2 protein-coding genes are annotated in these 15,285 nt (G+C 51.2%); both read left to right on the top strand.

Features of this window, described 5'->3' with window-relative positions:
- Positions 1-8: 8 nt before the first annotated feature.
- A complete protein-coding gene (locus Pan54_RS11855; RefSeq protein WP_146503681.1) occupies positions 9-14,828 on the top strand; it encodes an Ig-like domain-containing protein in 14,820 nt (4,939 codons plus the stop codon).
- Positions 14,828-15,091, top strand: a complete 264-nt coding sequence (locus Pan54_RS11860; protein WP_146503682.1) for a hypothetical protein — start codon at positions 14,828-14,830, stop codon at positions 15,089-15,091. The genes Pan54_RS11855 and Pan54_RS11860 overlap by 1 nt, the downstream gene beginning before the upstream one ends.
- Positions 15,092-15,285: the final 194 nt, after the last annotated feature.

Genomic DNA, 15,285 nt, shown 5'->3' on the forward strand with positions numbered 1-15,285 from the left:
GCTCACGGATGTTATTACGTCACTGGTTGGATCTGTTGCCGGTTAAACTTTCGTGGGTTTCTCGCTTTGGCAAATTGCCGCGTCGGCGATTGCGACGGATGCGTCGCCCTGCTCCCTTTCATGTTGCGGCAGATGTGCTGGAAACGCGGCAGTTGCTTTCGGCGACGGCGGTCGATGATCAATTTTCTGTCCAGTATGACCCTGACACCACGGCTCTAGAATTAGCAATCCTTGCGAATGATCTTGGGGTCACTACTGAAACGGTTTCTCTGATTGATGGTACAGGAGCAGCAGTCAGTGTACTAACTGGAGCTTGGGGGGAGTTGGAAGTTCGGGATAATGGGGTTGATCCACTGGCCATTCTGTATGATCCGACAGATGGTTATGAGGCGACGTTCTCGTTTGATTATCAGCTCTCTGACGGAACGAATACAACAACGGCTTCAGTTGAATTAGCGGTGGATGGAGAACTGGCCCCATTAGCCATCGCCGATGCCGTGACTGTTGTGGCCGGTGATGCTGTTTCGATCGATCCACTCAGTAACGATGCTGATCCCGAGGGAACTCCACTCACGTTGATATCCGTCTCTGGTGGTACTGCCGGGACTGCTTCGCTGACTCGCTTCATTCCTCCATCACTGGCCAGTGAGTATCAGGGGTATCAGTACGAATATTCAACAATCGACGATTATGTGAATTCATACTATGGCAGCTGGAGCGATTACTTCCAGTACTATGGAAACCCGACTGATGACCGGATGGTAGTTGAGTATGTAAGCACTGATACCACGTTTCAGGGGGATGAAATTCTCAGCTATGTCGTCGAAGATGCCGCTGGCTGGCAGAGCACGGGAACGATTATAGTAACCGTGCTTGCAAATCAGGCTCCGTTGACAGCGAATGATACGGCTTCTGTCGTCGCTGGAGAGTCTGTCTATGTCGATCCGTTGGCCAACGACAGCGATCCGGAGGGGACTCAGTTGACTCTGATCTCAGTCTCTTCTGCCACGGCGGGGACAGTTGCTGTGACCCGTTATATTCCGCCAGCTCTGGCTGCCGAATATGAGATGAATGGCTCTGAGTATGCCACCATCGATGATTTTGTCGATTCCTGGTATATGGGCTGGGATTACTACTTCCAAAACTATGGCAACCCAGCTGACAATCGGATGGTTGTCGAATATTCCAGTACCGATCCGAATTATAGTGGCACTGATACATTCACCTATGTCGTTGAGGATGCAGCCGGTATTCAGAGCACTGGAACAGTGACAATCACTGTCACGGCGAATCAGACGCCGAGCACCGTCAATGATACCGTGACGGTGAATGCTGGTGAGGTTGTCACGCTTGATCCTCTTACCAATGACAGTGATCCGGAAGGAACGTCATTGACACTACTCTCTGTGACAGGAGCCGCAGAGGGAACCGTGGCGATTGTCCGGTACGTTCCACCAAGTCTGCAAAATGAGTATCAATCCTCCGGGGGAGAATATGGCAGCCTGGATGATTACGTCCAGTACAGCTATGGGAGTTGGGAATCGTACTTCCAATATTATGGCAATCCCGCCGATGATCGTTTTATTGTCCAGTATACGAGCACTAATCCCTCATTTACCGGGGACGATCTCTTCACTTACACGGTCGAAGATGCCGCTGGGCTTCAAAGTACAGGGACGGTCACGGTCACTGTGCTGGGAAATCAGGCACCCACTGCAATTGCGGATACAGTCCAGGTTATCGCTGGTGGAACAGTTAAATTTGATCCTCTGGTCAACGACAGTGACCCGGAAGGGAGTGTCCTGAAATTAATATCGGCTGCAGGAGCCACTTATGGCACCGTCGCCCTTGCCCGAGTCGTTTCCGCTTCTCTGCAGAGCGAATTCGACTACGAAGCCCAGTACGGTTACTACACGACTATTGATGATTATGTCAGTTCCTACTACGGCGGCTGGGACAACTATTATCAGTATTATTTTTATGGTGATCCGGCAGACATCAATCGGTTTGAACTGCGTTATGTGAGCACCGATCCCTTGTTCAGCGGCGATGACACTTTCACTTACGTGGTGGAAGATGCTGTCGGTCTGCAGAGTATAGGCACGGTGACCGTGCAAGTGCAGCCGAATCAGGCTCCGCTGACGTCTGCGGACTCTGCGAGTGTCGTGGCAGGGGATTCCGTCAGCATTGATCCACTGGCCAATGACAACGACCCCGAAGGAACTTCCCTGACGTTATTGTCCGTCACGGGAGCCCTGGAGGGGACATCCGTTGTCACCCGCTACATTCCTCCTGCTCTTGCCAGTGAGTATGAGAGTTACACCTACGAATACGCGACGATCGACGATTACGTCAATTCGTATTACGGCGGCTGGGATTATTATTTCCAGAACGATGGCAATTCCGCCGACAATCGGATGATTGTCAAATACACCAGCACGAATTCAGCATTTAGTGGCCAGGAGGTGTTGGCCTACACCGTTGCCGATGCGGACGGTATTCAGAACACAGGCAGTATTACGATTACCGTCATCGGGAATCAGGCACCGACGGTGATTGACGATATCTATTCGGTCTTACCCGGTGAAAGCGTGATACTGAACCTGCTCGACAATGACAGTGATCCGGAAGGCTCCGCACTTAGTCTGATCAGCATCAGCACACCCAACGGAGGTGTGATCTCTCAGCAGCCGGATGTGTCCCAATCGATCTGGGATGACTGGATTAACAATGGGCAGTATTACGGCTATGGATCATTCGAGGATTACTACAACAGTTACTATAACTATGATGGCAATCAGCCGCTGCAGTACAAATCTGTCTACACGCCGAATGCTGGATTTAGCGGAGATGATCTCTTTACGTATGTCGTAGCCGATGCATTTGGCGTGCAAAGCACAGGATCAGTCACTGTTTCAGTACAGGCCAATCAGGCACCGATTGCCGTCAACGACAGTTACAACGTCTTGCCTGGTGAAAGCGTGACGCTGGACCTGCTCGCCAATGACAGTGATCCTGAAGGTCATGCCCTGACCATCCAAAGTATCGACTCTCCCGCAGGCGGAACGGTCTCTCTGGCTCCCGATGTGTCGCAGTCGATCTGGGATGACTGGATCAACAATGGACAATACTACGGCTACAGCAGTTTCGAAGACTGGTACAACAGCTATTACAATTACGAAGGCCAGCAGCCTTTGTTGTATCAGTATGTTTACACACCGAACACGGGATTTGGGGGTGCTGACACCTTCAACTACACTGTGGTTGACTCCCAGGGAGCGACTTCGACGGGAAGTGTGACGGTTAATGTCGCTGGCAATCAGGCTCCGACTGTAGTTGATGACAGTTATAATATCTCGTCCGGTGAAAGTGTGACGCTGGATTTGCTCGCCAATGACAGTGATCCAGAAGGTCATGCCCTGGCAATCCAAAGCATCGACTCTCCCACAGGGGGAACGGTCTCCCTGGCTCCGGATGTATCGCAGTTCATCTGGGACAACTGGAGTGATTATGGGCAATACGACGGCTACGGCAGTTTCGAAGACTGGTACAACAGCTATTACAATTACGAAGGCCAGCAACCTTTGACGTATCAGTATGTTTATACTCCCAATATTGGATTCGGAGGAGCTGACACCTTCAACTACACTGTGGTTGACTCCCAGGGAGCGACTTCGACGGGAAGTGTATCGGTTAATGTCGCTGCTAATCAGGCTCCCGTGACGGTCGATGATACGGCCACAGTTGTCGCCGGAGAGTCGGTCACGATTGACCCCATAAGCAACGACAGCGATCCTGAAAGTGGTGCCCTCACTCTGATTTCCGTTTCAGGAGCAACTGCAGGGACGGCGACCCTGGTCAGATACATTCCCCCTGCTCTAGCCAGCGAGTATCAGAATTACATCCACGAATACGCGACGATCGACGATTACGTCAATTCGTATTTCGGGAGCTGGGATTCTTATTTCCACACCTATGGGAATCCTGCCGACAATCGCATGATTGTTCAGTACTCCAGTACGAATCTCGGGTTCAGCGGCACGGAAACGTTGACCTATGTGGTGAAGGACAGTCAGACAGCCCAGTCGACAGGCACAATTACGGTGACCGTTCAGCCGAACCAGGCTCCAGTCGCCACTCCTGATGATGTGATCGTGAACGCCAATGAATCGGTCACCTTTGACCCGCTGGCTAATGACAGTGATCCCGAAGGAACTCCACTCACGTTGATTTCCATCTCGGCAGGCAGTGCCGGAACGGCAACTCTGATCCGCTATATCCCACCATCACTCCAGTCTGATTACGACATGAATGGCTCCGGATATGCCACGATCGATGATTTTGTCGATTCCTGGTACATGGGCTGGGATTACTACTTCCAGAACTACGGGAACCCGGCTGATGACCGCATGGTGGTCGAATATGTCCGCACCAATCCAACCGTAGCCGGGAACGATACCCTGACCTACGTTGTGGCTGACGCGGTCGGAAATCAATCAACCGGCACGATTAATGTCACGTTGCTGGGGGATACTCCTCCCAGCTTTGACGATCCAGGTTATCAATTTACGCTCGCGGAAAATTCCGCAGACGGCACAAGTGTTGGCTTTGTATCAGCCACCGATCCCGATCCCGCTCAAACTCTCAGCTATACCATTACAACTGGCAATGACGCAGGAGCCTTTGTCATTGACAGTGTGACAGGTGAATTGACGGTCGCTGATTTCAGCCTGCTCGACTTTGAAGTCACTCCCAGTTTTGAACTGTTGGTTTCCGCTACGAATACTTATGGAATCTCAGCAACGGCAACCGTCGCCATCTCTCTAACGGATGAAGACGATCCGCTGCATGTTCTCGATGTTACCTGGAGCATATCCGAGCTGGCCAACTCAGGAGATATTGTCGGAACGATCACGGTAGCTCAACCAAATGCTGGTGTAAGTTACACGTATGCCATTACTTCCGGGAATGAAGCTGGGAATTTCGATATCGATGCAGCAACGGGAGTGGTTACAGTCAGTTCCACAGCGACGCTTGATTATGAAACCTCACCGTCTCATGAATTGGCCATCACAGTAACGTCTTCTGAAACTGAAACCGTAACATCCACGGCAACGGTTAATTTAATAGATGTTAATGAATCCCCTGGATTTGATCAGAGCAGTTACAGTTTCTCCCTCCCCGAACATTCGTCAGCAGGTACGTTGATCGGTCAGGTGACAGCAAGTGATGTCGATGCCGGAGATCAGCTGACGTATTCACTCGTGTCTGATGATGATGCGGCACTATTCGAGATCAATGCGAATACCGGGGAGATCAGCCTGGCTGCTGGCGCAAATCTCGATTATGAATCTGGCATAACCAGTTACACGGCAACAGTTCAGGTCACGGATGCGGGCACGCCAGGTCTGATTGATACGACTACGATCACTCTTCAGATCACTGATATTATAGAGACACTCACGTTCAGTGAGCCAGGTTATGTATTTGAATTCCTGGAAAACACATCTACCGATCAGGCAATTGGTTTTGTAAATGCTTCTGGTTCAAGTGGTGGTTCTTTACTGAGTTACTCGCTAACCCCGGGCGAAGATGCGGAACTGTTTGAGATCGATGCGAATACAGGAGAGCTGACTTTTGCTTCCGGAATGGTGCTTGATTTTGAATCCGGAATCACCTCTTACACGGTTACAGTTCACGTCACTGATGGGGGCTCCCCCGCATTGACTGACACTGCCACAGTGACAGTCAATATTACGGACGTGGATGAAAATCCTGTTTTCGAGAATTTCATAGCTTCGATTGTCATTTCTGATCAAACTGAAAACGGGACAGTCATCGGTCAGGTCACCGCGATTGATCCAGATGCGGCTCAGGTTGGAATCAGTTACGCCATCACGGGTGGGACGGGACAGAGTGCCTTCACGATTAATTCAGCGACTGGAGAAATTCAGGTTTCCGACAACAGCAGTTTTGATGCGACGATCACGCCAAGTCTGACATTGGAAGTGATGGCGACCGAAGCTGGATCACCGGGCTTATCAAGCATTGCAACCGTTACGATTCAGTTCAGTGAAGCCCAGCCACTGGTTCAGGATGATTATGAGGTTATGCAGGCCGGGACCTGGATCACAATCGATCTGCTCGCCAATGATCTGGGCTGGGAGGGGATCGAATTATCGATCAGTGAACTGGCTGGCGAACTGACACCTGAGGTATCCGTTGCACTGACCTACGGCACAGTGGTCTTGCAGCCGAAAGTCTCGGAGGCACTGCTCAATGAATTTACGGTCGCCGGAGGACTGGCGACCTGGGGATCCCTGCGGAACTATGTGAATGATCGTTTTGGAGATGATGATCTCAACTCGATCGATTGGTTTGACGAGTCACTCGACTGGACCGGGGAAGAAGACCCGCTGGCCGAAGTCGAATTTGACAAGCAGGACAATGGTTTTGATTCCTATTATCGCCAGCTCGGAAATCCGCAGGATCGCGGAAAATATGTCCTGTATTACGTCAGCCATGATCCCAATACCACGGGTCAGGAAACTTTCGATTATTCTGTGACGGATGCTGACGGACGCACCGCCACGGCCTGCGTGACCATTGAGATTGTCGATGGAGCTCCCGTTACCAATGCCCCTCCAGTACCCGTTGCGGATGCCTATACCGTCGCCACAGATCAGGTGCTGGAAGTCGCATTTGCAGAATATGGTCTTCTGAAGAATGATGTGGATCGGGACGGAGATTCCCTGCAGGTGACATTGGTCAGCGGACCGCTCAATGGTCAACTGACCCTTCAGAGTGATGGGACATTTAGTTACACACCAGATGCTGGTTTCAGCGGGTTCGACAGTTTTCAGTACACGGTTAACGATGGCACGAATTCCGACACCGCTCCGCAGACCGTTCAGCTGTTGGTCTCAGAGGAATTGTTGATCCCAGATCCACTGGCCATCAATGTGAATGTGGGGACGACGGCCTGGATTGATCCTCTGGCCGATCTGGAATTGGAATTTGACACTCCTGGTTCCTTGCAGTTGATCGATGTTTCAGGAGGCGTCTCGGGAACGGCGGTTGTGGCTTATGCCGTGCCGATCTCGCTGCAGACGCAATATGAAAGTTCCGGAGGAGATCAGCGACATGGATCGCTGGAGACGTTTATCAGCACTCACTATGGAACCCTCGAAGACTACATTCGCAGCTACGGATCCAGTGACGATGCTCTGGCGCTCGGGATTTCTTATACCAACAACTCACTGGCAGCCGGTCAAACCGAAGACTTGACTTACGTCTTGAGAGACGCACAGGGACATCTTCTGTTTGGAACGTTGACGGTGACCGGAGTCGCAAGCAGTAACTCGGCTCCGGTTGCAGGTGATGATGATCTCATTGTGGAACGCGATGGCTTCCTCCGCTTTGATCCGCGTGACCTGGACACGGATGCCGATGGAGACACTCTTGTTTTCACCATTCTGGATGAACCGCAACACGGCACGTTGACGGAACAGATTGATGGAAGCCTGGTTTATCGTCCCGACCTGGGATACGAGGGGATCGAGACACTGACTTATGAGGTCAGCGATGGAGTTCTGAGTGATACGGGTACGATCACGATCACCGTCCGGCATGGCATTACCACAAACAATGCTCCCGTCCTGGCAGATCAAGCGGTCAACCTCAGTGAAGACGCAACGCTGGGGACGACGGTTGTTGTCGGAAATCTGGCCAGCGATGCCGATCTGGATACGCTGACCTATCGAATCGCTTCCGGGAACAGTGCGGGATTGTTTGCGATTGATTCCACAACCGGAGAAATCACGTTAGCCAGCACGGATAGCCTCGACTGGGAAACGACCGATAGTTATACGCTGATGGTCGAAGTGACTGATGATGGGTTCCCGAATGTTACGACCTCTGCTGAGTATCTGATTACGATTCTTGATGCGAACGACGCACCGATTGTGACAACTGAGACGTTCATCCTCTCGGAAGATGCGATCAATGGAACTATCGCAGGAACAGTTTCTGGTACAGAAGCCGATGCGGGGCAGTCTCTCGCTTACAGCATCACGGCTGGCAATACGAATAACACCTTTGCGATTGATACCACAACAGGAGAGATTACTCTCACAGATGCGACTCAACTGCAGTATGGCACGAATTACTCTCTGACAGTTCAGGCGACTGATGACGACGCCATCACTCCTCTCTCAGGTACAGGAACGATCACCATTCTGGTGGCGGGCGTTGGCGGAAATGCCAACTCGGCTCCTGTGCTGAACGATGACTCCTTCACCATTGATGAAGATACCGCAGGAGGATCGCTCGTCACCACACTCTCAGCCAGTGATGCCGATACGGGGGACACCTTGTCGTACCACATTGTTTCCGGCAATGAATATGGAGATTTTCAGCTGGACGCGGCGACCGGTGCCCTGACAGTCACCCCCCATGCTCCCCTCGATTTTGAGACCATCTCAACTTATACGCTCGTCATTGAAGTCCGAGATAACGGCCTCCCTGCCCTGACCGACACGGCGACCATTACCATCACTTTAGATGATGTCAATGAAGCCCCCATCATTCTCACTGAGACACTCACGATGCTGGATGATCTGGAGCAGAACGATGCCGTAGGCAAGATTCTCGCTACGGATGTTGATGCCACAACGACACTCACTTACGCGATTGTGTCAGACAGCTCTGGTGGGGTATTTGCGATTGATGCGAATACCGGCGAGGTGACTGTGGCCTCCGCCACGCCAGGCTTCGATGCCGAAACAACACCCGAATATACCCTGGAAATTCAGGTCAGCGATGGGACAAATTCAACCACGAAAACTGTGATGATCGAGGTTGTTGAGCAGACCAAAACCGCTGCCCAGAAAACACTCGAAGAACTGCTCGGCTATGCGACTTTTGCCGAGGATGTTCTGGAGACCCCTGTCACCTTGCCAGGACTGGGACTGATTCCCGAGTTTGAATCGGCAGAACTTGGAGATTATCTGCCCGATTTCATCAGCGAATGGACGCTCGCCGAAACGTATCCGGGGACATCCTCGGTTGGGCTGACAACCACGTCCCTGGACGAAACTCTGGCTCCCGAACTGATAACATTCACGATCGGGACACTCAGTATCGATCAGGTGATTGATGGAGATCGGACCTCGACCGGTAGTTATACCGATGCCGATAACTGGACCTATACGGAAACTGTCGATCGGCTGATCACCTGGACCTTGTCCTACGACGAAGACGAAAATGACCCCGATGACCTCGAACTGACAGCTACTCGCACACGTGCCGACCAGTTCAGCTGGACCATTGAAATGATTGCCGGTGTCTTCTCTTACACACTCGAACGCATTCGTTCTACTGAGGCCATGCGGGAAGACACCTTTGTGTATAACCTCTCCGGTCAAACGTCCACAACGGATGAAGACGGCTGGGTCAGCACATTGCTGGTTGGAAACTCGACCGATCCCAATCTGCCCAGTACCTACCACGCGACTGGAACACAAAGCTTTACTCTCGATGCAACAGGCTCTCGGGATGAAACAGGCTCCACTCCCGTTGTAGTCGACTCTTACGATCTGGAAATGAGCGTCAGTGGCGATTACGAGTACGTCACCACGATCTCAACCCATTCGCCACTTGAGGGGGGAACAGAGCCCAGTTCCCTGATAGTTTCCACCGACAGTGCCTCCGGGCAAGCCGAGTGGTCTTTTGTGGGAAGTCGCACGGAAACCGGCGATGGCACCGACCTGACCAGCTTCGATGAAAGTTATTCCTACACGGGATCCGGTGACGATACCTACGAACTCGTATCCGATGGAACCTTCGATGAACTGGAGACAAAGCCAGAAACCCTCACTCTCATTATCGATGAAGAGACCGAAGAAACCGAGGATGTCGATTACGATGTGACCACCCACCTTATCGGAACGACATTCTTCTCCGATAGCGGCACCGCTCACTTTGAGTTTGAACTGGAAGCCGAGCAGCATCGCGATGCCCAGGGAGTCGAGAGTGAATTGATTGATGTCACCTACATGGGGGATGGGACTTCCAGCTTTGAAATTGACGATCAAACCACGACCTTCATCTCCAGTGTGGATGTGGTCACGGGCGACATCACCGAAATGACGCTTACCGATCTGATCCGGGAAACGGGATCTCTGAATTACTTTGTCGGAAGTGCCAACGGAATCGATGCAGCAACCGGCAGCAGTGAATTGACCACGCAGGGAGCATCGAGTGGTTCAGCCTCTTCATACTACGCTGAGAGCGGCAGCAGTACGTTCGAGTACGATCTCACCACTGACATCAATGTCTATGAAGATGTACTTCGCGATGAGAATGACGCCATCATCAGCAGTCATCTCGTGTTGACTTCGCACGATCGGTTACGAACGGCCACACCAGATGGTCAGGCCGACACCTATCTCCTGACCGACTTCCGCACGGCTTCTCGGGATGGGGCAACCGATACCGGTTCCTTCGACACCTATTTCGATGCCTCCGGTCATACCGAAACACTCACTTATTATTATGAGAAATTTACACCACAGGAGTTGAATGAAGTCGACGGGAACGGCGATCCTCTGTCAATAACGACCGCGACTGAAACCGTTTACGATTACAGCAGCGGCACCGACAGCTGGTCATCGATCTCGACCTCTGATGGCGATTTTGAAATCAATGCCGACACCGGCTACAGCCGGATCACGACCGAATCCACCTACGACGATCAAAGCTCAGGTTCCTACGATTATGCGACCGGCTTTGAATCCGACATCTCCAACTCGACCTTCACTCACTATCTGCCGGAAGGAGCCGACCCGGGCGATCCGCTGGAGCACGATATCGCGAGTGTGACTCAGCACGAGAAGTTTATTGAAGGAACGCTCGATCTGACCGATCCCGCCAGCCTGGCTTCCGGGACGACATCTGCGGTCGATCTGGATGGTAATCCCGTCACGACCGGCCCGGTCAGCTGGTCCAGCTCGGCTTCCGGTAATGGACTCTTTGAGGTCATCACACAGACCTTCGATGTCGATGACGATGGCACCATCGAAGAGGGAGAGCAGCAAGCGACGACCCGCATCGAATCTTACGATGAATACGCCTCCGGCAATCCCCGCGATGTCAACGGCGATCCCATCACCGGAGCTGGTGTTTTCACTTCCTATCTGCTCAATATCACCGCTACAGATGAAGACAACACCGATCCAGAACTCGATATCAATACTTCAAACTTCGAATCATACTGGGAATCGGGAATCCTGCAGTCCATCGAAGATGCCCACGGCTTTGTCGATCTGGAAATTACCGATGTCCAGACCACTGAAACCGACTGGGAAGACGAACTGGCTGAATTGCTTGAGCCGCAGGCTCTGCGAACACTCCCCGAACCGGAACCGGAACCCGAAGCCCCTGAACCTGAACCAGCCGACACAGCCGTCGTCACGCTGATTTCTGACGACTATTACCGCTTTGATGACATCTACAACTACAGCTACGAATCCGTCACCGGCAGCAGCTATACTGAACGAGGTGTCGGCAATCAGAACCGGGTGCATTACGCGACCGGTCAAGGAGAAGCCGGACTGAACAGTCAATCGCACAGCTGGTACCTGGAAACGCTCTCGGTCGATGAAGACGAAACCATCGATGCCTATACCGAGAGTGGAGTGACCGATACGACAATCGGCATCCGCAATTCCAGCGAGTCGCTCCGTTCTGTGGAAGACTCCATAACGCAGGAATCGCTGATCATCCCCGATACCGCGATCACGTTCAACTACCAGTCGGGTGATCGTGAAGTGATGAGTTCCAGTTTCAAAGCCTCGACCGGCTTCTCATCACTCGAAAATCAGTTCTCATCCGCTCACACCGTCGCCAGCAAGCCCCCCAAGGTGGTCAACCAGCAGACCGGCGAACTCGAAGCGGATCCCGCAGCCGATGCCGACGGCTACATCTACGAAACCACCACCGGAGCTTCCGCCAGCGTCCTGGAATCGGGCACGACGAACTATCAGTCTCGGGAGAATTATCGAAAAGACCACCATGCCCTGGTCAGCAGCGGCGGCTACGATGTTAATGAAAGCAGCGTCATCCTCCCGATTGTCGAAGAATCCCACCAGACACAAAATGCCTGGTCCAATGGCACCGAGGGGTATTATTTTGCCGCAGGATCTGCCACAACAGCCGTCGATGACCTCGTCACCTCTTCGAGCTATTCCCGAAACGACATCCCCTTCTCGACCGATTTCAGCACCCACGACAGCAACTCGACTTCAAGCAGTGGAAACGACTCGACCACCAGCGTCAGCCATGTCGAAACCACCACGACCGAGACGATGACCTCCGAAAGCTCATCCCAATCCCGCAGCGGCAAGGATGACCAGGGTCGCCCGTTTGCAGATTCCGGGACTTACGAGCAATTTGATCGGAACACAACCGAACTGGTCATCGATTATGGACATCTGATCGACACGCAAGGCAGCCACGAACTTCCCACGTTTTACGATAACGAAACGTTTGAATCGATTGATTACAAATCGAATGCGATTTCGACAAACCGTTTCAGCCTGACAAATGGCGTCCGAAATTCGCAGTCTCAGAATGAACGAACCACATCCAGCGGCTACTCGATGACGAAGGAAGGCACGGGGCGGAATCGTGCGTTTGAAATCGTCTTCATGAACACCGATGGTCAGGTCGGGTTGGATATTGCGTTTGGCTCTTACAATCAGTCTTCCGCATTCTGGCTTATTAAGGAGGAAACCCGGAATAACAATGGTCGAGTCGATCACCACTCCAAAGAAGACTCGTCTTTCAATCAGACATCTCGGAATAATATACATAAGTTTACCCAACTGCTCTCAAGTTCTCCCGGCACCTATGTGAATTCCGTCTCAGGCACAAAAACCCGGACACTGACCAGCTATCTCGACAAAGAAGTTTATCTTTCCAACTACACGGGCGGCCAGAATCAGATTCACATCAAAGATGGTTATCAGGTCGGTTCCAAAGATGACGTTATCTACCAGATGAAGCAGGTCGATGATCCTGGTTCTGCCGGGGGGCCGAATATAGTCACGCTGCTGCCGACAACAACGGTCGATACCGAATATTCCTTCGGCGGTGATTTTGACGGCACCGGCTCCATCGACGCCGGGGGAACGGTCAACTGGACCAGTGTGACCAGTGAAGCGCGCAGCAACGGAAACGTCACCCCAGGCAACAGCGACTGGGACGCCAGTCTGACGTTGGAGGATTATCTGGGCAGTGGGTTTGGTGGCGTGTATGCTTACATACCGGTCGATGCTTCTCAGGATCTCATTCAACTGTGGCAAAACGATTTCCAGGCTCCCATTCTGGACGGCCTCCAGCAAGTCGATCCACACACCCCCGAACACGCCGGAGGCCGGACTAACGATACGCAGTTCGTGACCGAACAATCCAACGGCAACCACAACACCAACTACCAACTCAATGGGGCATACCAGAACCTCGACCCCAACACGACCATCGACTTCGAAACCCCCTGGGGATTGCTTTCGGGTCTGAAGAATACGGAAGAAACATCTAGCAGCGAACCCGATTCAGAACCAACCGCAGGCGAAGGCACCGAGGGCGAGGAATGTGATTGTGCGTGTGGAGAAGGACTATCGCCTACACTCACTGCAATTCACACCTACGAAATCTGGGACGATGCCGGCACACCCGATTTCCCGGATGACGATGTCCTCATCGGCTACGCCGTCACTGAATTCTATGGGGAGCCATGGGGAAACACGACCATCTATGACATGGATGGAAACGAAGTCGAGCCAGATGAAAACGGCGAATATCCACCCCAGTATAACGCCCAAAATAGCGACTGGAGATTGATCAACGCGGAGAATTTCAGCACAGTCGTTAATGCACTGGCCAACGAGAAACATCTGGCCGAACCGAAGGAGCCGGAGTATCAGATCAGCCAAATAGTATCTGCAATTACAAATTTTGCTGGTCAAGCTGCACAATTTTACGTTACTGGGCAAATTCCTCTGACATCTGTCAAGGACTTCTCAGTAAATCCTTACAATCCTTTTCAATCCGAATTAGAAATCTACAGCATAATATCATCATACTTTTTTGGTCATGAAACTTACTCTGAAAATGACGGAGATGGTACACCAGACGGTTTCGGGCGTGATGGAGTAATTGGTGGATTTACGGGGCCAATTTACAATCGAATTTCTCCGCCAGATCCTTCACTTTATGATAGAAATGTAACTGGCGGACGGGGAACGTTTTATTATGATTCTGTATACGGCCCATTTGATAATTTCCTATTAGGTGTACCATTAAACCGAGACGCATCTGGCAATGAGGCAACTGCTACGGATGAGGCATTAAGAGGAACATTTGATGCGGTATTTTGGGCGTTGCCCAATATTCTAAAACGTGCAAATAAGTTAAGAAATGTAAACAAATGTAATAATGCTTCATTACCAAATCCGGCACACAATGCAGCCAACGCAAATAAATTAAGCATTCATCTCAGAAATCAAGAAATATATGGTAAAGCTGGTTCCAAAACTTTACAAAACGGGCGAATCCGATATTACGGACCAATCAGTCCTGCCACTAAACCGGGTATTATGTCAGGAAGGAGAGTAGTAAAAGAGTGGGATCCAGTAACTGGTCGTACTCGTGTTTGGAATGAAACGCTTGATCATAATGGGAGAGTAATAATAGTACGACCACAAACAGAAGGCCCTAAAATACACTATATATTTGACCGTGATGGAAATTTATTAGAAAGTTTCTAATGGAAATTAACATTCGTGATGTAAGAAATAAATTTGACGAATTAATCAATGGAACTGCATCTAGAGAAGATGCATCAGAATGGGCTCAGATTTTATACGATAATGATGAGAAAGAAACATTAACTATATTGACAGAAAATGGTAAGCACAAAGAAGTAGAAGTGATTAGAGATGCTTATCTGTTCCTCCTTGGGTGTGACATGAAAAACTCACCAAACGAATATTTATATGATATCACAGATATTCTTTTGAATAAGCCATAACACGGGTGCCGCAGGCTGACCTGGCGGACTTCGCAGGGTGGCCCGACCGAGTTTGTCGGTTGGGTGCTGAAAGCACATGATGTTTCACCGTTCGCTCTCCATGCTTATTGAACGGCAATTGATCTTCAATCTCCAAACCGAGAGGTCCGTTCTGACGTTTTGTCGCTTGAGAACGTGACGAAGTCAATCCGCTT

The organism is Rubinisphaera italica, from assembly GCF_007859715.1.
Taxonomy (GTDB): domain Bacteria; phylum Planctomycetota; class Planctomycetia; order Planctomycetales; family Planctomycetaceae; genus Rubinisphaera; species Rubinisphaera italica.